Below are 22,719 nucleotides of genomic sequence, written 5' to 3' on the forward strand. Positions count from 1 at the left end.
CCCGCACCACCGGACCGGTGTACCGCGCCACGACGTCGGTCACGAACCGCGCACCGGCAAAGTGGTCGGTGTGGTCCTCGTAGTAGCGGGCGTCGGGGGTCGGGTCCTGGTAGCGCAGCACCGTCGGCTGGTAGCTGTTGAGGATCGACAACAGCACGGACGCCACGTCGGCCCTGGCGTAGGCGTACGAGCCGACCGACGATCCCGACGGCACCACGGTCTTGTCGGTCAGCCCGTCGTCGTACACCTCGCCGAGCCGGCCGTCGTGCAGGTTCATGAAGACCAGCTGCACCTCGGGCCGCTGCACCAGCGAGTACCGCTCGACCTTGCGGCTGCCGACGGTCCACGGGCCGCCCGTCCACTCCTCCTGGCCGTTCGCGTTGGTGTCGGGCACACCCGCCATCCGCGCGTACGCGTCCTGTACGCCGCGCTGCAGGCTGCGGGCCTTCTGCTCCGGCGTGCTGCCGGCACCGCTGATCTCGCTCGCCGTGATGTAGACGGTGACCGTCGGCATCCCGGCGCGGATCGTCTGGTAGATGTCCGGGCTCATGAAGAACAGGTCGTCGTCGGGATGGGCGACGACCTGCATCACCTGCACCCGGGCGTTCGCCGGAACGGGCCCGACCTGGACGATCGGTGGGTCATTCACGTCTGCTCCCATCGTCGGGGACGGGCACGGCACCCGGATCCTCTCCTCGCACGGTGACGCCCACCGGAGGGCGGATTGAGGGCCGATCGTCCCGACCGCCGGGACCAACGGCCCGGCTCGCCGTACCGGGCGGGGCGCCGCGGTCCCTGTGCGAGACTGCGCGGATGGCGAGGGCGGTCGAGGCGTCGGCGGACGCGGTCGAGGCGTTGCTGGCGGCGAGCCGGGCGCTGGTGGGCATCGCCGCGCGGTCGGTGGCCGACGTCGACCCGGACGTCACGCTGCCGCAGTACCGGGCCCTGGTGGTGCTCGCGTCGCGGGGACCGCAGAAGGTCGCCGACATCGCCGCCGAGCTGGGGGTCGCGCCGTCGACCGGTACGCGGATGTGCGACCGGCTGATCCGCAAGGACCTGATCCGCCGGCACCGGGTGGAGACCGACCGCCGGGTGGTCCGGCTGGTGCTGACCACCGAGGGGCGGCGGCTCGTCGACCGGGTGATGCGACGGCGGCGCGCGGCGCTCTCGGCGGTCGTCGCCGCCACCGCCGAGGTGTGGCACCCGGCCGTCGCCCCGGCGTTGCGGGCGTTCGCCGAGGCCGCGGGCGACGTCCCCGAACAGGACTGGTGGCTGGGCTGGCCGGCCGACGGCGAGGTCGCCTGACCGCCGCCGTCACGTGCACAGACCGACCATTGCAGTGTGCATGGATTAGGGTGGGTCACATGGCCAGTGACAGGGGACCGCGTCGCATCGAGATCCTCATGGTCGACGACGACCTCGCCGACATCGAGTTCACCCGCGACGTGCTGGCCGAGCACCGCATCGCCAACCGGATGACCGTCCTCACCGACGGCAACTCGGCGTGGCACTACCTGCGGCGCGACCCGCCGTTCGACGGGGCCGTGCGGCCCGACCTGCTCCTGCTCGACCTCAACCTGCCGGGCATCGACGGGTTGACCCTGCTTGACCTGGTGCGCGCCGACGCCGAGCTGCGCGATCTGAAGGTCGCCGTGCTGACGACCGCACCGGTCGACGAGTCCATCCTGCGGCGGCGGGGCGTGCCCGCGCACTGCTTCCTGCTCAAGCCGGTCGACTTCGACCGCCTGGTCCAGGTGGTCCGCCAGGTCGACGGGTTCCACCTCCAGGTCGAACGGCCGACCTGACGGGTCGCGGCATCCGCCGGAGGACAGACAGCAACGGCTTTCGTCTCATTCCATCGCGGACGATGGTCGGGTCCGGTCACCACGGGTTGCCCGGCATTGCCTGTTGTCGTTGCCTGGTCACGTTCTCCGGCGGATGCCGTACGTCGAGCATGTCGCGGACCGCGGACTGAGGGAGGGGCCGGGAGTCGCGTCGGGGCGGGACCAAGGTCCCGTCCTCCGGCGCACCCCACGGCCCTGCCGGTCGGGGCCGTGCCGGAGGACCCTGGTGCCTGACTGAGGACGCCAGGAGGTGGTTCCGATGCTCATGTTGATGGCGATGGCGCTGATGGTCACGCCGATGGTCGTGCTGTTCGTCTGCGAGCGGGCGGCCAAAAGGGGACGCGGACCGCTGGCGCAGCCGGACCGGATGCCGGTCCTCGACGGGCGGATCGTGTCCACGTCGATCCCGGAGCAGCCACTGGTTCCCGCCGGTCCCGTGTTCACCGGTCCCGGCGACACCGAGGGGTGCGCGGCCGAGAGCCGCCTCGTGCGCGGCCTCCTGGCCGGCACGATCGACCGCACCCGGTACCACCGGGAGATGGCCGCCCTCGCGGCCGTCACCGCGCCGCCGGCCGTGCAACTGCCCGGCGAGCCGGGCTGAACCCGTACCCGCCGCCCAACCCGGGCTGGCGGCGGTAGCGGCTGTCGGCGGCGCGCCGCGCGGCGCGTCCGGGACCATCGGGACCGATGTGAGGGCCGAACGGCTCTGCGACCGGCACGCGGCGGGCGTCACCGTGAAGGCAGCCGACGAAAGGGGTCGATAATGTTCTCCTCCACACTGCGCTGGTTCCTCGTGGGCGCCGCGGTCGCCACGGCCCTGGTCGCCGCGGGAGCGGTGGCCGTCGCGCTGCGGCGTGGCTGCGCACTGGCCGACACCGAGGCCGAGCTGTTCCCACCCGACGAGGTGACCGACGAGGGCGACCGGGTGTTCACCGCCGGCGCGATTGGCTGAACCGACTCAGGTCCGCCCGCCGCCCTCCGATAGGTCGATCGTGGCGGACCAGGTCTTCCTGCTGGCCAACGTGGTGATCATGATCGCGTATGCGGCGATCATGGTCGCCATCGTGGTTCCGGTCGCCCGCGCGGGGCAGCTGCGGACGAACAAGCTGGCCGTGGCGACCGCGTTGATCTTCTTCAGCTGCTCGGTCGGGCACGGGCTGCACGCCGTGATGGCCTACCGCAGTATTCTCCAGCCCCCCGGGCTCGGCCACGACCACGTCGTGGCCGACGGCTGGCCGTGGACGGCGGCGGTGTGGGACGTGTTCACCGCGCTCGTCGGGGCGTACTACTGGACGCTGCGCCGCGCGTACGGGGTGCTGCTCGGCAAGGGCGCCATCTTCGTCGACCCCTGGCAGCACCGGCGCCTCGCGGAGGCCGACGCCCGGGAACGGGCCGCCCTGGAGGACGCGGAGAGCCGCCGGGCCATGCTCGCCGCCGTGGTCGAACACACCGACGACGCGATCATCGGGCTGACGCCGGAGGGCCGGGTGACCGCCTGGAACCCGGGCGCGCAGCGGCTGTTCGGCTACACCGCCGAGGAGGTCATCGGCCAGCCGGCCACGATCTTCGCCGACGACGCCGACCGGCACCGGCAGGACGACACGCTGACCCGGATCCGCCACGGCGAGCGCGGCATCTCCTACGAGGCGCGGCGACTGCACCGCGACGGTCACCCGATCGACGTCAGCTTCACCGTCGCACCGATCCACGACGGCGTCGGCACTGTCATCGGGGTGTCGGTCGTCGCCCGCGACATCACCGCCGCGAAGGAGGCGGCCGAACGCCAGCGGCAGCTGCAGGAGCGCACCAACCAGGCGCAGCGCATGGAGAGCCTGGGCAACCTCGCGGGCGGCGTCGCCCACGACTTCAACAACATCCTCGCGATCATCGCGAACTACACCGACTTCGCCATCGCGGCGAGCACCGGGGACCCGGAGGTGCAGGCCGACCTGACCCAGGTGCGCACGGCCACCGAGCGCGCCACCAACCTCACCCGGCAACTGCTCACCTTCACCCGCGCCGACACCATCCGCCCCCAGGACGTCGATTTGAACATCGCCGTCGCGGAGGTCAAGGGCATGCTCGAACGCACCATCGGTGAACACATCACGCTGATCACCCGCCCGGCGCGTCACCCGCTGACCGTGCGCGTCGACCCGGGTCAGCTCCAGCAGGTGCTGCTCAACCTCGCGATCAACGCGCGCGACGCCATGGCGGAGGGCGGCACGCTGGTCATCGAGGCGAACTCCGCGACCGTCGACGGCGACGAGCTGGACGTGCAGCCGCCGCTGTCGGCGGGTGCCTACGCCCGGCTGCTGGTCAGCGACACGGGTGTCGGCATCCCGCCCGAGGTGGCCGAGCACATCTTCGAACCCTTCTACACCACCAAACCCCGCGGCAAGGGGACCGGGCTGGGCCTCGCCACCGTGTACGGCATCGTCAGTGAGGCCGGCGGTGGCATCAACCTGTACTCCGAGCCCGGCATCGGCACCACCTTCCGCATCTACCTTCCCCTCGTCACCGGGTCCACCGCGCAGGCGGTCCAGGCGCGTCCGCGGCGGCAGCCACCGCGCGGTGCGGGACAGACGATCCTGGTGGTGGAGGACGAACCGGCGCTCACCCGGGTCGTGACCCGGATCCTCAGCGACGCCGGCTACCACGTCATCGCCGCGAACAACGGGCCGGAGGCCCTCGACCTGTTCGAGCGCCACGGCTGCGACGCGCTGCTGACCGACGTCATCATGCCGGAGATGTCGGGACGGCGGCTGGCCGAACTGGTCCATCAGGCGAACCCGGACCTACCGGTGCTCTACATGTCCGGCTACAGCAACGGCCTCCTCGGCACCACCCAGATCCTCGACGACGACATCGCGTTCATCGAGAAGCCCTTCACCGCCGACGAACTGCTCCACAAGCTCCACGCCACGCTGGCCGGCAGAACGGCGACCGCGAACCAGTGACCCCATACGTATCATGCCGCCATGCGGCCCACGGATATCGAGGAAATTGTATTTCCGGATACGCCCGTCCTGTCTCCGGACGGCACGGAGACGGTGTTCTGCCTCAGACATCCCGACCTGGACGCGGACGCGTACCGGTCACAGCTGTGGACGGTGCAGACGGACGGCTCCGCCGCGCCGAGACGGCTGACCCACGGACCGTCCGATGTGGAGCCGGCGTACTCGCCCGACGGCCGGTGGCTCGCGTTCTGCCGCACCGCCGACGGTGGTGTGCCGCAGCTGTGGGTCATGCCCACGGGTCACCTCGTTCACCTACCGGGCCGACGGTCTGGGCTATCTCGCGGACCGACCGGCGCACGTCTTCGTCGTCGACCCGCACGCCGCGTCGCCGGTTCCCGTCCAGGTGACGACAGGCCCGTTCGACCACGGACGGGCGGTCTTCAGCCCGGACTCCACCCGCCTGGTGTTCGTCGCCGCCCGCCACGACGGCGCGGGGGACGACCTTCGCGTCGACGTCTGGACCTGCGCCGTGGACGGAATCGACCTGCGCGCGTCGACCTCGGGCGGGCTGCGCGCGCGGACCGCGCGGTTCACCCCCGATGGCGCACACGTCTGCTTCGTCGCCCTGGACCTGACGCCCGTCGAGGGCGAGATCCCGTCGCTGCGGTCGAACAGCGTCTGGACGGTTCCCGTGGACGGCCGCGCCGGTCCCACCCAGCTCACCGACCCGGCAACCACCCACGTGCTGCGGTGGTCGGCCACGCACGCTGATGGGCGGACGTCGGCAGGTGTACGCGTTCGCGGTCACCCCGGATCTGACGACGGTCGTCGCCGCCGTCGCCGACGACACCTGCCCCGGCGAGGTCGTGGCCGAGGCCGACCGCGACGAACGGACGGTGACGGCGTTCAACGCCGCACTGCACGGGATCCGACCGATGGGTCGTGCGTCCGGCCGGACCGGGGCCGCATCCGGTGCTCCTGTTCGTCCACGGCGGGCCGCACACGCAGCTCGGATGGGAGGTGTTCGACGAGGCGCAGGTCTACACGGGCGCAGGCTACGCCGTGGTGTTCGGCAACCCGCGGGGCTCGTCCGGATACGGGCGCGCGCACGGCCGGGCGGGCGCGCACGACTTCGCCATCGGCTCGGCGGCGCCGGACCTGTTGGCGTTGCTGGACGCGGCGTTGGCCGACGGCGACCTCGACGGCGACCGCGTGGGCGTGATGGGAGGGTCGTACGGCGGGACGATGACGGCCTGGCTGGCCGCACACCACTCCGAACAGGACCTGGTCTGTCCGCTCGAACAGGCGCAGCGGCTCTTCTTCACCTTGAAACGGGCCGGAACCCCGGTCGAGCTGGTCATCTTCCCGGGGGAGGGGCACGAGTTGTCCCGGTCGGGCCTGCCCAGCCATCGGCTCGCGCGGTTCGACGTGGTCCTCGAATGGTGGGACCGTCACCTGCGCAGCGGCCGGCCGCAGGTCGACACGACCGGGCAGTCGCCGCATCGTCCGCCGCACAGCGTGCGCATCTGAACGACGGTGATCCGGCGGGCGCGCGCCAGATGGTCCACCGCCGCCTCGACGACGGTCGGGTCCAGACCGGTCCGGGCGCGCACGCCCGCCACCGTGCGGGCGCCGGCGTCGATCGCGGCGAGCACCGCCCGCAACGGGGACGGCGGCCGGGAGACGGGGGCGGTCACAGGAAGAGCCTGCCGATCTGGAACACCAGCACGGCGACGAGCCACGAGACCGTGAGGTTCATCGTGACCCCGATCGCCGTCCACCGGCGACCGACCTCCCGGACCTGTGCGGTCATCGTGGCGACGCAGGGCGCGTAGCCCAGCAGGAACAGGAGGAACGCGAGACCGGCGGGTCCGGGATGCCCGCCGGAGGACTCCGTGAAGTCGGCGTGCACGAGCGCACCGATCCGTCCGGGCTGGGCCGGGTCGGGCGCCGGGTCGGGCGCCGGGTCGGCGGGCTCGTCGGCGGCGTAGGTCTGCGCCCACGACGAGATCACCGCCTCCTTGGCGACGAACCCGACGAGCAGCGCGCCGGTCGTGTGCCAGTCGCCGAAGCCCGCCGGGGCGAACACCGGCGCCACGGCGGAGGAGACGGCGCCGAACGCGCTGTCCTCGACCGTGACGGCGCCGAACGTCCCGGCGCCGGGGTGCGCCGGTGTGGCCGACAGCAGCCACACGGCGGCGACGGTGACCACGATGATGCCGGTGGCCGTGCGGAGGAACGCCAGCAGCCGCGTCCAGGTCACCACCGCCAGCATCCGGGGCACGGGCACCTGGTAGCTGGGCAGGTCGAGCACGAGCGGCTCCGGCCGGACCCCGCGCAGCAGCGTCATCCGCAGCAGCAGCCCGCCGAGGACCACCAGGAGGATCGAGGCGACGTACATCGCGAACACCACGGTGCCCGCGCGGCGGCCGAAGATGGCGGAGCCGACCAGGACGTACACCGGCAGCCGCGCGCTGCACGTGGTGAACGGCACCAGCAGCGTGGTGAGCAGCCGGTGCCGGGCGTCGGGCAGGACCCGGGTTGCCGCGACCGCCGGGACGTTGCAGCCGAAGCCGACCACGAGCGGGATGAACGCCCGACCGGGCAGCCCGACGGCGCGCATAAGCCGGTCGACGACCACCGCGGCGCGGGCGAGGTAACCGGAGTCCTCGAGGAGCGCCAGCAGGAGGAACATCAGCACCATCAACGGCACGAACGTGAGGACCATGCCGACGCCGGCGACCAGCCCGTCGACCACGAACCCCTCCACCCACGTCCCGCCGAGACCGACCGCGCCGACCAGCGCGCCCGCGCCCCGGCTGACCGGACCGGCGAACAGCCGGTCGAGGCCGTCGACGAGAGGTGCCGCCCCGGCGGTCGTCAGTTGGAACACGCCCCACATCACGGCGAGGAACAGCGGCAGCCCGAGGACCGGGGAGGTGACGAACCGGTCCACGCGGTCGGACCAGGTCTGCCGGTCGGGGCCGGTCCGCCGGGTGGTGGCGTCGATCAGCTCCGCGACCTCGGAGAACCGCGCGTCGGCGACGGTGAACTCGTCGGGTGCGTCGTCGTCCGGGAACAGCCGTACCGGGTCCGGCGCGGGCAGGTCGAGCGCCCGCAGCACCGCCGGGCCGAGCCGGTCGACGCCGCGCCGGCGACGCGGGTCGACGGCCACGACCGGCACCCCGAGCGCCGCGGCCAGCGCGTCGACGTCGACCTGCACCCCGCGGGCGGCGGCGACGTCGGTCATGGTCAGCACCACCACGACCCGCGGGCCGTGTTCGCGGACCTGGCTGAGCAGGTACAGCCCGCGGGCGGCGTCGGCGGCGCTGACGACCACGGCCACGACGTCGGGCCGCTCCGCCGGCGCGACGTCGACCAGCAGCTCCCGGGTGAGCCGCTCGTCCAGCGAGAGCGGATCGAGGCTGTACGCGCCCGGCAGGTCGACGACGGCCAGCGGCCGGTCGCGCACCCGCCAGGTACCGCGGCCGACCTCGACCGTGGTGCCCGGCCAGTTGCCCACCCGGCGGCGTGCCCCGGTGAGCGCGTTGAACAACGTCGACTTGCCGACGTTGGGGCTGCCGACCAGGGCGACGACGGGTGCGCCGGCCGGGGCCGTTCCGCCGCTGTCGCCGTGGCAGTGGTGGGCCGCCGTCGGGCGCGTCGACGGCGGTGGAACGTCGCCGGGCGGCGGGTGCCCGGTGGATGCGGTCGGCCGCGCGTGGCCGCGCAGCGCCATCCGGGACAGGACGGCGCGTGCCACGGCCACCCGCGTCGTGCCGACGCCCACGACCCGCCCTCCGCCCGCGGTCCGGTGCAGCGGGGTCACCGTCGAGCCGGTCCGCAGGCCCAGTTCGGCCAGCCGGCGGACGCTGGTGGCGGCCAGGTCCGGGCGGTCCAGCGTCGCGGGCCGACCGGTGGGGGCCATGTCGAGGTTCATGGGTGCCCGCCGCCCTACCGCCAACGCCAGCTGCGCAACGCGAGCAGCGTGAACCCGACTCCGGCCGCGCCGAGGACGGCGAAGTCCATCCACAGCGGATGCCCGGCCGGGTAGCCGACCATGAGCTGGCGCAGCAGGTCGGCCAGGTAGGCCAGCGGGATCACCGCGGCGACGGCCTCGACGGCACCGGGCAGCATGCCGGCGGTGAAGAACACGCCGGACAGGAACAGGAACCCGAAGTTGAACGCCTGCGCGATCCCCTCGGCGCTGGAGACCGTGCGGGACAGGCCGGCGATCATGTAGCCCATGACGGTGAAGACCAGGTTGCCGACCAGCACGCAGGCGACCAGGGGCAGCCAGCGGGTCGGGCCGGTGGGTCCCATCATGAGCATGGCCACGGCGATGAACAGCGCGCTCTGGACGACGCCCACCGTCATGCGCCACAGCGTCACCCCGGTCATGAACCTCGCCTTCGACACCGGCGCGATGCTGATCCGCAGCAGGCAGCCGCTCTCGCGCTGCTTGACCAACGGCAGCGCGGTGGCGAACAGGCTCAGCCACAGCATGGAGACGGCCAGGAAGTTCGGGACGTAGAACTCCGCCAGCGACGGCACCCGGGTCGTGACGTCCTCCTGCCGGAGGCTGACGAGCGCCCCCGTGCCGGACAGCTGGCGGTCGATGTCGGCGACGATGGCCCGCGCGGCGAGCGCGGCCACGTCGGAGTTGACGTCGTGGCCCGAGTTCACCGTCGCCGTCACGGTGGCCGGTTCGCGGCGGGCGACCCGGTCGGAGAACCCGGCCGGCACGACCACGACGAGGTCGGTGTCGCCCTCACGCAGCTTGTGCATGGCCGACCCGTAGCTGTCGACCGCGACGCGCACGTCCTCGCCGCGTCGGCCGGTGATGCCGTCGACCACGGCGGTGGCCGCCGTGCCGGAGTCCTCGTTCACGACGACGATGCGCAGCGGCGACGACCCGGAGGACCCGAAGACGTAGCCGAAGAAGACCCCGAGGACCAGCGGCAGGAGCACGGTGATGAGCACGGTCACGCGGTCCCGGAGGAAGAGGCGGGCCTGGCTCAGGTAGATGGCGCGCAGCGTTCTCATGCCGGCTCTCCAGTCTCTGCGATCGCGAGGAAGACGTCCTCCAACGTGCCCCGCCGGATCCGGGCCTCGACGGGTGCGTCGGGCAGGGCGAGGATCGTCCGCAGCAGGGCGGCCGGGTCGTCGGACCGCAGCACGAACCGGTCCCCCTGGGTGACGCACCCGCGCACGCCCGGCAGGGCCCGGGCGGCCGCGGCGTCGAACCCCGCCGCGGGCGCCAGCTCCACGACGCTGTCGCCGACGTGACGGGCGATGAGCCCGGCGGGGGAGCCCTGCACCCGGATGCGGCCGGCGGTCATGATGGCGACGGTGTCGCACAGCTGCTCAGCCTCGTCCATGTAGTGCGTGGTGAGCACGACGGTCCGCCCGTCGTCCCGGAGCGTGCGCACGACGTCCCAGATGACCCGGCGGGCCTGCGGGTCCAGGCCGGTGGTGGGTTCGTCGAGGAAGACCAGCTCCGGGTCGTTGACCAGCGCCACGCCGAGGGACAGCCGCTGGTGGATGCCGCCGGACAGGTCCTTGACGAGGGTCTTCGCCTTGTCGCGGATGTTCAGCCGGGTCATCAGGGCGTCGACGTCGACCGGCCGGGGATAGAAGCTCGCGTAGAGGTCCAGGGTCTCCCGCAGGGTCAGCAGGTCGTAGAAGCCGGTCTGCTGGAGCTGGATCCCCGTGCGGGTCCTGATGTCCCGGGCCGACGTGGCGTGGCGCAGCCCGAGCACGGTCACCTCGCCCGAGTCCGGTGTCCGGATGCCCTCGACGCATTCGAGGAGGGTGGTCTTCCCGGCGCTGTTGGGGCCGAGCAGGCCGAAGATCCGGCCGGTCGGGATCGTCAACGACACGCCGTCGACGGCCGTGACGTCGCCGTAGCGCTTGTGCAGGTCGGTGACCACCACCGCGGCCGCCGCCGGCCCGGTGTCGGGTGGCCCGGCGGCGGTGAGCCAGTCGATGGCGGTGGTGACGACGTCCTGCCCCTCCTCACCGAACAGCGCGCGGGCCTGCGGGTCGGCCGCGGCGTCCGCGTCGAGGTGACGGGACTCGCGGCCGGCGGTCGCCAGGAACGACCGCAGCTTGCGTAGCCGCTTGACCCACTCCCCGGTGTCGGTGTGGCCGCCCGGCTTCTCCGCGGCCGCGTACCACCCGTCGACGCGTTCCCGCCAGGTGTCGATGCTCCAGCCCGTCGCCAGCGTGACGCCGCGCACGGCCAGCCCGCGCAGCGGCGGGGACAGGTCGGGATGGCGCAGCTCCCCGTCGAGGCGGTCGATCAGTGTCCGCACGGCGCCGGCGACATCCCGTTCGGTTGCCGGCGCGGCCGTGCCTCGCACGCTCGTGTTCATCGTCAGTCCGATCTCGAGATCCGCACGACCCGACGCTTCTGCATCGGCACCTGTCTGCCGGCCGCGTTCCTCATCGACACCGTGAGCAGCTCGGTCATCTCACCGGAGACGAGGTCCGCGTCGGCGGTGGACAGCAGGCACGTTCCGAGGAAGTACGACTCGCCCTGCTGCGACCGGCCGGTGCCGCCCCCGCCGACCTCGAGCCGGCCGACGCCCTGGAAGGCGACCCCCGTGCACGGCGTGCCACCGACGAGCGTGAGCCCGAGCGGGTGACTGTGCACCGCCGCGTTCTCGAAGGTGGAGTCCTCCAGCGCGAAGCCCTTGAAGTCGAAGTGCACCTGGGTACCGTCCATGGTGGACACCGGGCTGCGTACCCCGTACTCGCCCAGCCCGTCGCAGGCCAGGACCCCGGTCAGCGCCTCGAACGTCAGCACGTCCCAGGTCGCCATCACGAGCAGGTTCACCGCGGGCACCGCGGCCAGGTCGGTGTACCAGTCGCCGAGGTGGAACCGTTCGGTGGCACCCGCGCCGTCGCGGTGGTCCGGGAACGCCTCGACGGGGAACGGACGGTAGTAGTCGAAGGTCCGGCCCGCGGCGAACGTCCAGCGGATCGGCTCCTGGGTGGCGGTGCGGCCGGGCGTCGCCGACACGGAGCTGAACTCCACCCAGTCCCAGGTGAAGCCGAACAGCGCGGTGCGCGACGACAGGGCGCCGGTCAACCGGCGGGTATAGCCGGCCCGGAGCCGTTGCCGGCGCAGCACGTGCCCGTTCGGGTTGACGAAGTCGTTGTCCATCGTGAACAGGTAGCCGGCGCGGTCCACCGGTGCGGCCACGTCGCGCAGGTCGAGCGCGGCCTTGAGACGGTCGACGATGTCACCGCCGACGATGTCGATGTCGTCGCGGTTGCCTACGGTCATCGGATCCTCCCCAGGTGCTCGGCCAGCCGGTCGAACGCCGACGCGAGGTGGTCGGCGATGGCGTCCATCAGGTCGTCGGGGGCCAGCAGCGGAGGTCCCAGCTGGACGCAGCCCTCGACGACGCGGGTGTACAGGCCGGACTCGAGCAGCCATCCGGTCATCAGCTGGGACAGTTCGGCGGCCGACGGGGTGCGCCGGCCGGGGACGGTGGGCGGCGGTTCCAGGTCGACGGCGGCGAGCAGCCCGAAGACGCGGATGCCGCCGACATGGGGCCGGCCGCCGAGCCGGTCGCGCAGGGCCGTCGCCAGCCGGGCGCTCTTGCGGTGGACACCGTCGTGGACCTCGGGCCGGCACAGGATGTCGAGGTTCGCGGTGGCGGCCGCGCACGCGACCGGGTGGCCGGTGAACGTGAACCCGGGGATCAGCAGCGCGTTGGCCGGCATGCCGGTGGTGATGTCGCGGTGCGTGAGTACGGCGCCGAGCGGCGCGTAGCCCGACGTCAACGCCTTGGCCAGCGCCACGATGTCGGCCTCGATGCCGAACCGTCGGGTGGCCAGGACGTCACCGCACCGCCCGATGCCGGTGACGACCTCGTCGGCGACGAGCAGCACGTCGTACCGTGAGCAGATCTCCCGGACGGCGGGCCAGTACTCCGGTGGCGGCACCGCGACGCCGGCCGAGGTGGACACGGGTTCGGCGACGAAGGCGGCGACGGTGTCGGGTCCGAGGCGTTCGATGGTGTCGGCCAGGTCCTGCGCGCACCCCACCGCGCACCCGGGGTAGGACCGGCCCAGCGGGCAGTCGGCGCAGGTGGGGTGCACGACCTTGGCGAGCCCGTCGGGCAGCGGCCCGACGGCCCGGCTGAAGATGTCGTACGAGGACAGCCCGAGGGTGAACAGCGTGGTCCCGTGGTAAGAGCCCTGCCGGGAGATGACGGTCCGCTTGCCCGGCTTGCCGCGTGCGCTGTGGTACAGCCGGGCCATCCGCAGCGCCATCTCCACCGACTCCGATCCGCCGGTGGTGAAGTAGACGCGGTCGTAGACGCCGTCGACGGCGTCGGTGAGCCGGGTGGCGAGGTCGACCGCGGCGGTGTTGGCGAAGCCCTCCTCGGACAACGCGTAGCCGAGCCGGGTCGCCTGGGCGGTCATGGCCGCGACGATGTCGGGGTGGCTGTGTCCGGCGTTGACGACCCACACCCCGGACAACGCGTCGATGTAGCGACGTCCGGTCGAGTCCACCAGGTGGCAGCCGTCGGCGGTGTCGAAGACGACCGGGCCGCCGGTACGTGCCATCTTCCGGTGGCTGGTGCCGAACTGCCAGATCCGCTCGCGGGCGGTCGCCGGGTAGTCGGTCATGTCGGCACCCCCACGGCGTGCAGCGCGTCGGTGAGCGACTCGTCCAGCGGCGGCAGCCGGTCGAGCCGGTCGAAGTACGCCCGCTGGCACGCGCGCTGCCGGGCCGCCACGTCGGGATCGAAGAGCAGTCCATCGAGGACGGCGACGGTGCGCGCCGGAACGAACGCCGGCGCCTGGGCGAAGGTGGTGAGGTACGGGTTGCCGGCGTGCAGGACGGTGTCCAGGAACCGGGCCCAGCCCCACGGAAAGACCTTGAAAGGTCCGCAGCGTCCGACGTCGGCCGCCATGTCGCGGTACCAGCCGGGCATGCGGGGCAGCACGTCGCCGAGCCGGTCGAAGTCCATCCGGCGGGGGTTGTGGAGCAGGACGCTCGGCGTCCCGGCGGCCACGGCGTTGCTCAACGTGATGGACGTGGCGTTCGTGCCGTAGAAGAGGTTCGCGTGGTGGACCGTCGCCCCGTACACGTGCGGGGGAAGGCTGGCGAAGTACCGGTAGTCCACAGTGGACCCCGACGGCGGGCGCCAGGGCCGCGGTCCGACGTGGACGACCGTCACGGGCCCGGACACCGAGGCGAACAGCTCGGCGCTGATCCGGGGCATCCACTCGATGAGCCGCGCCATCTCCGGCCTGGTGGAGACGTTGACGTACTCCCAGTTCGAGTTGACGGTGAACACCACGGTGTCGCAGTCGTGGAGGCCGAGGGCGGCCCGCCAGTCGGCCCGGGACATCGGCGGGCCGGGCCGGCGCGGGATGAGCCGGCAGTGCACGACCTCGCCGGCCGGTCGCGTGGACACCCGCGGCTTGTCGGGGTCGCTCAACGGGCACGGCCGGATCAGCAGGTCGCAACCCCGGATCAGGCCGGGGTTGACGCGGCTGCGGCCGCCCTCGGTGTCCCAGACGAAGTCGCCGTCCTCCCAGTCGTACTCGTCGAACGTGGCGACCGGCGGTCCCAGCGTGCGCAGCCACCCGGCGTCGACGCCGGACCACATCGACCCGTAGTCGAGGGTGTAGACGTCGGCGCACAGCAGCAGGTGCGGCCGGAACCGCTCGACGAGGTCCCGCACCGCGCCGCGGTTGCGCACCGGGTCGTGCCCGGCCAGGCCGGTCGCGCGGGCACCGAGCTTCGTCAGGTAGTCCGCGCCCCTGGCGTGGCTGACGAACCGGACGTCGAACCGGGTCGGGTCCAGGTCGCCCAGGCACGACCGGGCGATGGTCATCTCGCCGTTGCTGAGCTGGCCCATGGCCAGCACGAGGATCCGCGTGGTCATGGCAGCCCGATCTCCGCTGCCCTCGGCAGCTTGTCGAGCTGGGTGAGGTACCGCTCCCTCGCGCGCTGCGACCGGTCGGCGTCCTCGCCGCGCAGGATCGCGTCGGCCCGGGCGACGCTGCCGTCGGTGTCGAACAGCTCGGTGTGCCGCATGATGCGGTAGAAGTCGTTGTCCTTCAACGCCGGACGCAGGAACGCGTGCCAGCCGACCGGGAACATGCGGTACGGGTAGGCGTTCGGCACGGACCCGAGCAGGGCCGGCAGCGGGGCGTCGGGCCGGCCGAACCACGTGTAGGTGCCGTCGGGACGCCGGGCGATGGAGCTCTGCACGAGCAGGGTCGGCACGCCCTTCAGGACGAGCCGGCACATCGACGTCGAGACGTAGTTGGTCGACAGGTACAGGTCGCACGCGGCGGTGATCCGGGCGAACTCGTCGGCGGGCAGGTGACTGTACTGGCGCAGCCGCGGGATCTCCCGCGAGGAGCCGATCTCCGGGGTGCCGACGCAGACGACCACGGGGTCGCCGGCCACCCGGGCGAGGATCTCGTCGAGCGCGGTGAGGCAGGCGGCGATGAACGGCATCCGGCCCGGGTAGGACAGGTGCCTCTGCTGCCAGGCCGCCGAGGTCACCAGGATCATCCGGTCGCTGGTGCCGAGGCCGAGCTCCTCCCGGGCCAGCGCGCGTTCCCGCGCACCGATCGGGTCCAGATCCTCGAACAGCGGGTACCGGACGGTCCGGTCGTCGCGCGGCGGGTCCGGCGGCACGATCGGGGTCGGCTGCAGCAGGCGGCGGTAGCGGTCCAGCGTGACGCCCCGCATGCCCTTGGTGTAGAAGCCGTACGTGTCGACCCGGCCGCCGGAGCGGGCGAAGTCGTAGATGTCGATCCCGCTGACCGGCACCCCGAACAGGTCGAGGTCGTCGAGGGTGAGGCCGTAGTGCCGCTCGCAGAACGCGTAGTTGAGGAAGTCGGCGAGAATGACCGCCTTCGGCTCGTACCGGCGGCGCACGTCGCGCAGGAGCATCACATTGAGCTTCCCGCTGCCGGGAACGAGCGTCTCGAACCGGAAGCCCTTCGCCCGGGTCTGCGCGACGTGCGACGGCGGGATGACGAACACCGGTTCGATGCCGGCGCCGCGTTGGCGCTGCGCGAGGTCCAGCGCCATCTGCAGCTCGCCGTAGGACCAGAAGCTGGTGACGATGTAGCACGCGTAGGTGGTCATGTCACCCGCTCCCTCGGTTGGGTGAGCAACCGGCAGCGCCGGGTCAGCTCCGCCCGCAACGCGGGCTGTCCGTCGAGCTCCGGGCGCCGCAGCGCGATGACGACCGGCACCGCGAGCTGGGTGGCCATCGCCGGCGCCGGCCCCGCGTCGGTGCGCGACAGCCCCGCCCTCAGGGCCTCCCAGGCGTGGGGTTCGTCGCCGTCCATGAGGGCCTGCACGGCGAGCAGGCAGTACGGCGCGAGGCCGTACGGGGCGCGCGGGTCGGCGGCGGACCGCAGGTCGACCAGGGTCCGGGCGTCGTCGCGGGCGGCGGCGAGCCCGTAGCTTCCGGGCAGGAGGAACGCGATCATCTCGTCGGCCTCGTCGCTGTGCAGCATCGTCAGGTACGACGCGCGCATGAACCGGGCCGGCCAGTGGTCGGGCCGCAGCGACACGGCGGTGCTGAGGTGGTCGAGCGCGGAGGTGAGAAGGCTGTGCTTGCGCAGCGAGTGCGCGGTCACGTCCATCAGCGCCCACGCGGCGAGACCGGCGTAGAACCAGTTGTCGGCGTGCGAGCTTCCCGCCGCCCGCACGAACTCGTCCACGATCCGCGGTGAGGCGTTGAGCCGCACGACGAGCTCGATGGTCGCGAGGGCGTCGTCGTCTTCGCGGCGGGGCTCACGCACGGGACCCACCGCCCGCGGGCACGAACTCGTCCCAGCCGAACGCGTCGATGTACTCCTTGTAGACCCCGCCGCACCGCACCCGCTGGGGGCAGCCGACGCACGGGGATCCGTGCACCCGCATGGCGTGGTCCATGTATTCCTCGTAGTCGTCGAGGACGTTGTTGCGGAACAGCATCTTGAACTTCTGGCGGTCCCAGTCGACGACGTGGTGCTCGTTGCCGGTGATGGTGCAGAACGGGAAGCCCTCCAGCGTCAGCACGGTGCCGCTGGCCACGACCCGGCGCACAGCCTGCGCCACGTACGGTTCGATGTCGCGGTACCGCGGGGTGACCTGGTGGAAGTTCTTCATCGCCGTGCCCTGCGTGTGCAGCGCGGAGATGTTGATGTGGTCGACGCCGAGGTCGACGACGAGGCTCATGATGTCGGGCAGGTCGGTGTAGTTGAGCTCGCTGACCACCGAGTTGGTCCGTACGTGTGCGCCGAGCGCCTTGACGTTGCGGATGCCGTGCACGGCGTGCCGGAGGCTGTTCGGCACCTGCGTGATGGCGTCGTGGACCGCCGACCGGCTGCCGTGCACCGACACGACGAACTTCTCGACGCCGAGGTCGACGCATGTGCGCGCGAAGTCGGGGCGGGACAGCTTGCGGGCGTTGGTCTGCAGGATGACCGTCGGGTAGCCGAGGTCGCGGATGGCGGTGAGGATCTCCAGGAAGTCGCGGCGGGTGGTCGCCTCGCCGCCGTGCAGGTTGACGCCGAGGTACCCGTGGCCGGCGTTCTCCTCCAGGAAGGAGAGCACGCGCTCGCGCGAGACGAGGTCTTTGAGGATCGACGGGCTGTCGACGACGCAGAACTGGCACCGGTTGTTGCACCGGTCGGTCAGATGGATGCTGAGCATCCGTTCGGTCTCGGACGACCGGAGGTCGCTGCCGGACGCGCTCATGGGAGCTCCTAGGCGTAGTGGAGTGGCACGGACCCGGGGTAGATCGTGAGTCCGGTGGTCCTCAGGGACGCGGCCGCGTCGTCGTACCCGGCGTGCCGCAGGAGCAGAACCGCCTCGCGGAACGGGAGGTCGAGGTAGGGCAGCGAGATGCCGGCCGGTGCCGGCGCGACGGTGTCGACCGCCGACGCGAACTCCTCGACGGCCTTGTCGACCGCGGACCCCTCCCGCAGACGCTGGCGCAGCAGGGCGGCGTGCGTCGACAGGAAGTACGGCGGTGGTCCGGCCACCCCGGCCTGGTCGGACAGCAGCGTCTCGAGGTCACGCGCGGGTGGCTCCGCGTCCACGCCCGGGACGGTGTCGACCAGCACGCTGTTGATCTCCATCCGGAGGTAGCGGGGAAGCCACCACGAGGGGTCGATGTCCAGGCAGCGCGACAGCGCCTGCGCGGCGGCCACCTGGTGCGGTCCCTTGTCCGAGTCGTTCGGGTCGTTGAGCAGGAACACCGCGCGGCACAGGCCATAGTCGAGGACCGCCTGCGGTTGCGCGAGCGGATCCTCGAACCGGTCGCGCAGCCGCGTGAGGACCGTGCGGGCGTTGCCCATCCGGGCGCACAGCGCGAGGGTGGCCGCCAGGTCGACGTCCGCGCGGGTGATGAGCCTCATGCCGTCGCCTCCTGCCGGTACGGCTCGAACGCGGAGTCGCCGTGGACGTCGAGGTAGTCGCGGTACACCCCGCCGCACTCGGCCCGCACCAGACACGACCCGCACGCGTCGGTGCGGACCCGCGTGGTGGTCGTCACGAACGAGTTGAAGTCGTCGATGGTCAGGTCGTGGAACGTCACCTTGAGGTTCTGCGAGCGCCAGTCGACGTGGAGGTCCTCGTACCCCGGGCAGGTGCAGTACGGCACCCCTTCCAGGGTGACCACGAGCCCGGCCGCCCGGGCGGTGTCGATCGCCTCGACGAGGTACGGGCGGCAGATGTCGTAGGGCACCAGCGACGCGCGTGCGAACGACTGCGGCTGCAGCGCCGACAGGTTGAGGTGGTCGACGCCGACGGAGGCGCACAGGGCGGCGATCGCCGGTAGCTCGGTGACGTTCTCGGCGCACACGACGGTGGTCACCCGCAGCGCCGCGCCGCCCTCCTTGATGCGCTCGAAGCCGCGCAGGGCGAGGTCGAACGCCTTGGCGTTGCGGGTGATCCGGGTCGACGTGGCCGCGGTGGACCCGTGGAAGCCGCAGGCGAACATGTCGACGCCGATGCGGTGGACCGACTCGGCGTAGGCCCGGTTGCTCATCCGCAGCGCGTTGGTCTGCAGGATGACCCGCCGGTAGCCGCGGGTGCGGATCTCCTCGAGCAGGTGCAGGAAGTCCTTCCGCAGTGTCGGTTCCCCACCGTGGATGTTGACCGTCGACCAGTCGGCCGGGGGATGGGCGTCGAGGACGGCGATGATCTGGGCCGAGCTGACCGTCTCCCGCCGACCGGCGGCCGTGTCGGCGGCGCAGAACACGCACGCCTCGTTGCACAGGTCGGTGAAGTGCAGGCTGATCGTCCGCGCGTCGTACAGCCGTCCGCGGGCCAGGGGAACCGACGGCCGGTACGCACCGGTCAACGTGGGCATCAGAGCCTCTCGTCTCCGACGTCGTACTCCTCGTCCAGGTCGAGGAAGTCCTCCGCCGAGTAGGCGTCGTCGTCGGCGATGTCGGCCTCGTCGGGCGTGTAGACCGCCGCGTCGGCCGAGAAGTACTCGGCCAGGTTCTCCGGGGTGAGCTTGTCGAAGTCGCTCTCCTCCAGGGTCTTGACCATCAGGATCTGTGCCTGGCTGAGGTCGTAGCCGGCCAGCGCCGCGTCGGGATCGGTGAGCAGCTGCTTCTTGAAGACCCGGTCGGTGACGATCCGGTTGAACAGCCGGCCGATCTCGGTGCCCTCGGCGCCGCCGGTGGGTGTCGTCTCGGTCATGTCAGGTCCCTTCCCAGGGTCAGTGGACGATGGAGTCGAGCATCCGCAGCATCTGGCGGGTCTCGTAGAACTCCGGCCGCTGCATGTCGTGGAGCAGGGTGAGACGCTTGCGCCCCTCCCGCCGGATCTCCGCGTGGTCGCGGCCGCCGACCTCGTCGAAGCCGTAGATGTCGAAGTTGTTCGGCATGGTGGTCAGGTCGCGGCCGCTGCGGAACCAGGCGAGGTTCTGCGCCAGCAGGCTCTCGTACGTGTAGAGGTCGCGGACGATGGTCATGCCGAACGCCTCGGGCTGGCGCCCCATCGTCGAACTGGGCACGACGAAGTACCGGTTGGCCTGGAAGTAGTTGACGAGGTCGCGGTGACCGTGCAGGAACCGCACGGTGCGGGCGAAGTCGTGCACGGTCTCGTGCGGGAACCCGACGATCATCTCCAGGTTGGCCCAGATGCCGAGCCGGCGGCACAGGTCGAGACCCGCCTGCACCCGGTCGACGGTCAGGCGCTTGTTGACCACCTTCATCAGCCGCTCGCCGCCGGTCTCCATGCCGAACCAGAGGGTCTGGCAGCCGGAGTCGCGGATCCGGGTCAGCAGGTCGAGGTCGAGGTTGTTGAACCGGGCGCAGTCCTGCCACCGGATCCGCAACCCGCGCCGGGCGACCTCCGCGCAGAACTTCTTGACGAAGCTCTTCGAGAGGTTGAAGTAGTTGTTGTAGAAGTAGAAGTAGGGGGTGTCGTACTCCGCGGACAGGTACTCCAGGTCGTCGACCACGCGCTCCGCCTCACCGATGACGAGCGGGTCGGTCCGGTCGCTCTCGGCGCAGAACGCGCACGCGTACGGGCAGTGGTAGTTGAACGTGTAGGGGATGACGAGCGTCGGTATCCGGCCCCGCGGCGGGTTGCGGTGGTACACCCGCTGCGCGTACTGGGTCAGCGTCGGCGGCCACTTGAACAACTGCTCGTTGTTGGCGGCGCGGGCCTTCGCGGGGTCCGCCGCCGTCGACTCGTCCTCGATCCAGTGCCGGTACCAGCTGAGGTCCAGGCCGTGGAAGTCCGGCCGCAGCACGGCGGCGCGGGCCTTGGGCGTGAAGGTGATCCGGCCGTCCGGCTGCCGGGCGACGAGCCCGTCGACGGTCGTCGACGCGCCGGGCCAGCCCGGTTCGTGGGCGTGCCGGGCGATCTCGTCGAGGGAGCGGTGCCCCGGTCCGACGATGATGAACCGGAAGGCGCGGGTCAGCGCGTTCCACAGGTCGCGGTAGACGTCCTGGAACAGGGTGAGGTAGTAGATGTTGTTCCCGCCGATCGCGACGGGCACGCCGAAGCGGTCCTGGACGAACCGGGCGAGCAGGAATCCACTGTGGATCGGCATCCAGCTGAAGCTTCCGCCGAGGGAGACGCCGACAATGTCCAGTCCCGCAAGGGGTTTGCCGCTCAGCAGCACGTCGCAGAACCGGTCGATGCCCGGGTCCGGGCGGCCGGCCAGGTAGCCGAGCACCCGGTCGCGGTCGTACAGGAACTCGAGGTCGGCGCCTCGGAGAACGCCGTCGTCGTGCGCGCGCAGCAGGTCGGTGTCGAGGTCGTACTGGTCGACGGTGTGCCCGGCGGCGCGCTGGTACGCGGTCAGCACGCCCAGCGTTCCGGGTGGCAGGGACAGTCCAGTGTGGAGGGTCTGCTCGCTCGGCGAGAGCAGGAGGGCCATCTTCACGGCAGCACCGCCTGCGCCAGGTCGGCGGCGTCGAACCGCGGGTCACCGTCGATGCGCTGGAGGTCGTCGGCGTAGTTGATGTTGGCGTAGGCCGAGCACACCGGGAACCAACCCACGCGCCGGCCCTCGTCGACCATCGTCTGCAGCAGGCCCGGCAGGTCGCGTTCCTGACGCTGCGGGCTGAACGGGGTGCGCTCGATGAGTTCGAAGGTGTCCGGCGGCAGCGCGACGATTCCGGTGCCCATCAGGTCGTTGAGCGCCACGACGGGCTTCTCGACGAGGCGGTGCACGAGCCGGTCGGCGCCGCACAGGAGGGTGTAGGTCCGGCGGATGAGCTCCTCCGGCTGTCCCGGTACCGCGCCGAGCAGGGCGTCGTAACGGGAGAGGTCGTCGAGCATGTCCCCGAACCGGGGCTCGACCATCACCTCGTCGCCGAGCAGCAGCAGGAACTGGCGGCCCCGCACCGAGGGTGCGGCGCACTGCAGGGCGTGGACGAGCCCGCGCTGGCGGGACTGTTCGTGGTACGTGACCGGCACACCCCGGTACCGGTCGCCGAAGTGACGCATGACGGTGTCGGCCTGGTAGCCGACCACGAGGACGATCTCGTCGATACGGTCCAGGTCGGCCAGCCGGGCCACGATGTGCTCGACGATGGGCCTGCCCCGGTGCGGGATCATGCACTTGTTCCGGAGACTGGTCATCGCTCCGAGTCGTGTCCCTCGTCCGGCGGCGAGAACTACGGCCTTCATACCGCTCCCCCCTCAGGTCGGCGATCAGGCGACACGGCTGCCGGTGATCTTCCATTGGCAGCCTTTGATGGAGAGTCTGCGACCGCCGGTCGTTGTGGCAGAAGGGTCCTTGGACACCGTCTGTCCGGTCCGTAGTGCCTATCGGCCGGTACCGATCGACCCGCTCACCGGTGTGCGCGAGGGGTGCCCGCCTTCACGTTGCCGCGGCTGGTGACGATCGCGGCCGCGGCCCGGCCCAGCAGCCGCAGATCGACGCCGACGCCGGCCATCCGGGTGTAGCGGACCTCCAGCGCGAGCCGGGTGTGTGCCGACGCCGCGTTGTACCGGCCGCGCAGCACCAGGATCGCGTAGCTGACCAGCCCGGGGCGCACCGACAGCACGGTGCGCCACCGCGGGTCGGCCAGGTCGACCCGGTCGGGTTCGGTCGGTCGCGGACCCACCAGCGCGAGGTCGCCGCGGACGACGTTGACCAGCATCGGTAGATGGTCGAGCGAGAACCTGCGCAGGAACCCGCCGACGGCCGTGAGGTGCGGGCCGCCGTCGCCGTCGCGCATCGTCCGGAACTGGTAGAGATCGAAGGGGACGCCGTCGCGGCCCAGCCGCGGAGACCGGCGCAGCACCGGTCCGGCGCCCTGGATCCGCAGGGCGATCGCGGCGCTGACGGTCGCCGGCGCGGTGAGGACGAGCAGCGCGGCACCGACCACCCGATCGGCGGCCTCGCGTGCGATGGACGGCCCGTTCGATGCCGGCACCCACCCAGGGTACGGCG

At 71.7% G+C, this 22,719-nt stretch carries 22 protein-coding genes; 6 read left to right on the plus strand and 16 right to left on the minus strand.

Annotated features, from left to right (window positions below; genetic code table 11):
* Positions 1 to 649: PIG-L family deacetylase (locus Voc01_RS51335; RefSeq protein WP_203935096.1), on the minus strand; the 649-nt coding region annotated here is incomplete at its 3' end.
* 164 nt (positions 650 to 813) lie between these two features.
* Here Voc01_RS51335 and Voc01_RS51340 point away from each other — a divergent pair.
* The 6 genes from Voc01_RS51340 (at position 814) to Voc01_RS51370 (ending at position 6,334) form a co-directional block, all read left to right on the plus strand.
* Entirely contained in the window at positions 814 to 1,305 is a 492-nt protein-coding gene (locus Voc01_RS51340) for a MarR family winged helix-turn-helix transcriptional regulator (RefSeq protein ID WP_203935097.1), read from the plus strand.
* A gap of 59 nt (positions 1,306 to 1,364) precedes the next feature.
* Positions 1,365 to 1,805, plus strand: a complete 441-nt coding sequence (locus Voc01_RS51345; protein ID WP_203935098.1) for a response regulator — start codon at positions 1,365 to 1,367, stop codon at positions 1,803 to 1,805.
* Positions 1,806 to 2,103: 298 nt separating this feature from the next.
* On the plus strand, positions 2,104 to 2,445 hold the full coding sequence (locus Voc01_RS51350; protein WP_203935099.1) for a hypothetical protein: 342 nt from the start codon (positions 2,104 to 2,106) through the stop codon (positions 2,443 to 2,445).
* A 162-nt stretch (positions 2,446 to 2,607) separates the two neighbouring features.
* Complete coding sequence (locus tag Voc01_RS51355) at positions 2,608 to 2,796, plus strand: hypothetical protein (protein WP_203935100.1); 189 nt, start codon at positions 2,608 to 2,610, stop codon at positions 2,794 to 2,796.
* 40 nt (positions 2,797 to 2,836) lie between these two features.
* The gene (locus Voc01_RS51360) at positions 2,837 to 4,804 is read left to right on the plus strand and encodes a PAS domain-containing hybrid sensor histidine kinase/response regulator family protein (RefSeq protein ID WP_239161094.1); all 1,968 of its coding nucleotides are present in this window, start codon (positions 2,837 to 2,839) and stop codon (positions 4,802 to 4,804) included.
* A gap of 942 nt (positions 4,805 to 5,746) precedes the next feature.
* A complete protein-coding gene (locus Voc01_RS51370) occupies positions 5,747 to 6,334 on the plus strand; it encodes an alpha/beta hydrolase family protein (protein ID WP_203935102.1) in 588 nt (195 codons plus the stop codon).
* A gap of 163 nt (positions 6,335 to 6,497) precedes the next feature.
* Here the strand turns inward: Voc01_RS51370 and feoB are convergent, their stop codons facing one another.
* The 15 genes from feoB to Voc01_RS51445 all read right to left on the minus strand — a co-directional run bounded on the left by feoB (position 6,498) and on the right by Voc01_RS51445 (position 22,702).
* Positions 6,498 to 8,732, minus strand: a complete 2,235-nt coding sequence (feoB, locus tag Voc01_RS51375; protein WP_203935103.1) for a ferrous iron transport protein B — start codon at positions 8,730 to 8,732, stop codon at positions 6,498 to 6,500.
* A gap of 26 nt (positions 8,733 to 8,758) precedes the next feature.
* Positions 8,759 to 9,850: an ABC transporter permease gene (locus Voc01_RS51380; RefSeq protein WP_203935104.1), complete on the minus strand. Its 1,092-nt coding sequence runs from the start codon at positions 9,848 to 9,850 to the stop codon at positions 8,759 to 8,761.
* A complete protein-coding gene (locus Voc01_RS51385) occupies positions 9,847 to 11,121 on the minus strand; it encodes an ABC transporter ATP-binding protein (protein ID WP_203935105.1) in 1,275 nt (424 codons plus the stop codon). The genes Voc01_RS51380 and Voc01_RS51385 overlap by 4 nt, the downstream gene beginning before the upstream one ends.
* Before the next feature lie 62 nt (positions 11,122 to 11,183).
* Positions 11,184 to 12,098, minus strand: coding sequence for a class I SAM-dependent methyltransferase (locus Voc01_RS51390; RefSeq protein ID WP_203935106.1), 915 nt, complete (start codon positions 12,096 to 12,098; stop codon positions 11,184 to 11,186).
* A complete protein-coding gene (locus Voc01_RS51395) occupies positions 12,095 to 13,453 on the minus strand; it encodes an aminotransferase family protein (protein WP_203935107.1) in 1,359 nt (452 codons plus the stop codon). Before Voc01_RS51395 ends, Voc01_RS51390 begins: the two co-directional genes overlap by 4 nt.
* Entirely contained in the window at positions 13,450 to 14,721 is a 1,272-nt protein-coding gene (locus Voc01_RS51400) for a DUF6365 family protein (RefSeq protein WP_203935108.1), read from the minus strand. Before Voc01_RS51400 ends, Voc01_RS51395 begins: the two co-directional genes overlap by 4 nt.
* A complete protein-coding gene (locus tag Voc01_RS51405; RefSeq protein ID WP_203935109.1) occupies positions 14,718 to 15,941 on the minus strand; it encodes a DUF6365 family protein in 1,224 nt (407 codons plus the stop codon). The genes Voc01_RS51400 and Voc01_RS51405 overlap by 4 nt, the downstream gene beginning before the upstream one ends.
* Positions 15,938 to 16,606, minus strand: coding sequence for a hypothetical protein (locus Voc01_RS51410; RefSeq protein WP_203935110.1), 669 nt, complete (start codon positions 16,604 to 16,606; stop codon positions 15,938 to 15,940). The genes Voc01_RS51405 and Voc01_RS51410 overlap by 4 nt, the downstream gene beginning before the upstream one ends.
* The gene (locus Voc01_RS51415) at positions 16,599 to 17,546 is read right to left on the minus strand and encodes a radical SAM protein (protein ID WP_203935111.1); all 948 of its coding nucleotides are present in this window, start codon (positions 17,544 to 17,546) and stop codon (positions 16,599 to 16,601) included. Before Voc01_RS51415 ends, Voc01_RS51410 begins: the two co-directional genes overlap by 8 nt.
* Before the next feature lie 8 nt (positions 17,547 to 17,554).
* Positions 17,555 to 18,208 (minus strand): hypothetical protein, encoded by a 654-nt coding sequence (locus Voc01_RS51420; protein ID WP_203935112.1) that lies wholly within the window; start codon positions 18,206 to 18,208, stop codon positions 17,555 to 17,557.
* The gene (locus Voc01_RS51425) at positions 18,205 to 19,164 is read right to left on the minus strand and encodes a radical SAM protein (RefSeq protein ID WP_203935113.1); all 960 of its coding nucleotides are present in this window, start codon (positions 19,162 to 19,164) and stop codon (positions 18,205 to 18,207) included. The genes Voc01_RS51420 and Voc01_RS51425 overlap by 4 nt, the downstream gene beginning before the upstream one ends.
* Positions 19,164 to 19,502 (minus strand): Os1348 family NHLP clan protein, encoded by a 339-nt coding sequence (locus Voc01_RS51430; protein WP_203935114.1) that lies wholly within the window; start codon positions 19,500 to 19,502, stop codon positions 19,164 to 19,166. Before Voc01_RS51430 ends, Voc01_RS51425 begins: the two co-directional genes overlap by 1 nt.
* 19 nt (positions 19,503 to 19,521) lie before the next feature.
* Positions 19,522 to 21,195 carry a B12-binding domain-containing radical SAM protein gene (locus Voc01_RS51435; RefSeq protein ID WP_239161097.1) on the minus strand — a complete coding sequence of 558 codons (1,674 nt, stop codon included), beginning with the start codon at positions 21,193 to 21,195 and terminating at the stop codon, positions 19,522 to 19,524.
* A 2-nt stretch (positions 21,196 to 21,197) separates the two neighbouring features.
* Positions 21,198 to 21,950, minus strand: coding sequence for a nucleotidyltransferase family protein (locus Voc01_RS51440; RefSeq protein ID WP_203935116.1), 753 nt, complete (start codon positions 21,948 to 21,950; stop codon positions 21,198 to 21,200).
* Positions 21,951 to 22,114: 164 nt separating this feature from the next.
* A complete protein-coding gene (locus tag Voc01_RS51445) occupies positions 22,115 to 22,702 on the minus strand; it encodes a sugar transferase (RefSeq protein WP_203935117.1) in 588 nt (195 codons plus the stop codon).
* Between the last annotated feature and the right edge of the window lie 17 nt (positions 22,703 to 22,719).

Source organism: Virgisporangium ochraceum (assembly GCF_016863655.1).
Classification (GTDB): Bacteria; Actinomycetota; Actinomycetes; order Mycobacteriales; family Micromonosporaceae; genus Virgisporangium; species Virgisporangium ochraceum.

Excerpts from the sequence above, each read along its gene's own strand:
- Voc01_RS51340 (WP_203935097.1), top strand. The coding sequence starts at position 814 with ATGGCGAGGGCGGTCGAGGCGTCGGCGGACGCGGTCGAGGCGTTGCTG.
- Voc01_RS51345 (WP_203935098.1), top strand. The coding sequence starts at position 1,365 with ATGGCCAGTGACAGGGGACCGCGTCGCATCGAGATCCTCATGGTCGAC.
- Voc01_RS51350 (WP_203935099.1), top strand. The coding sequence starts at position 2,104 with ATGCTCATGTTGATGGCGATGGCGCTGATGGTCACGCCGATGGTCGTG.
- Voc01_RS51355 (WP_203935100.1), top strand. The coding sequence starts at position 2,608 with ATGTTCTCCTCCACACTGCGCTGGTTCCTCGTGGGCGCCGCGGTCGCC.
- feoB (WP_203935103.1), bottom strand. The coding sequence starts at position 8,732 with ATGGCCCCCACCGGTCGGCCCGCGACGCTGGACCGCCCGGACCTGGCC.
- Voc01_RS51380 (WP_203935104.1), bottom strand. The coding sequence starts at position 9,850 with ATGAGAACGCTGCGCGCCATCTACCTGAGCCAGGCCCGCCTCTTCCTC.
- Voc01_RS51390 (WP_203935106.1), bottom strand. The coding sequence starts at position 12,098 with ATGACCGTAGGCAACCGCGACGACATCGACATCGTCGGCGGTGACATC.
- Voc01_RS51395 (WP_203935107.1), bottom strand. The coding sequence starts at position 13,453 with ATGACCGACTACCCGGCGACCGCCCGCGAGCGGATCTGGCAGTTCGGC.
- Voc01_RS51400 (WP_203935108.1), bottom strand. The coding sequence starts at position 14,721 with ATGACCACGCGGATCCTCGTGCTGGCCATGGGCCAGCTCAGCAACGGC.
- Voc01_RS51405 (WP_203935109.1), bottom strand. The coding sequence starts at position 15,941 with ATGACCACCTACGCGTGCTACATCGTCACCAGCTTCTGGTCCTACGGC.
- Voc01_RS51415 (WP_203935111.1), bottom strand. The coding sequence starts at position 17,546 with ATGAGCGCGTCCGGCAGCGACCTCCGGTCGTCCGAGACCGAACGGATG.
- Voc01_RS51420 (WP_203935112.1), bottom strand. The coding sequence starts at position 18,208 with ATGAGGCTCATCACCCGCGCGGACGTCGACCTGGCGGCCACCCTCGCG.
- Voc01_RS51425 (WP_203935113.1), bottom strand. The coding sequence starts at position 19,164 with ATGCCCACGTTGACCGGTGCGTACCGGCCGTCGGTTCCCCTGGCCCGC.
- Voc01_RS51430 (WP_203935114.1), bottom strand. The coding sequence starts at position 19,502 with ATGACCGAGACGACACCCACCGGCGGCGCCGAGGGCACCGAGATCGGC.
- Voc01_RS51435 (WP_239161097.1), bottom strand. The coding sequence starts at position 21,195 with ATGGCCCTCCTGCTCTCGCCGAGCGAGCAGACCCTCCACACTGGACTG.
- Voc01_RS51440 (WP_203935116.1), bottom strand. The coding sequence starts at position 21,950 with ATGAAGGCCGTAGTTCTCGCCGCCGGACGAGGGACACGACTCGGAGCG.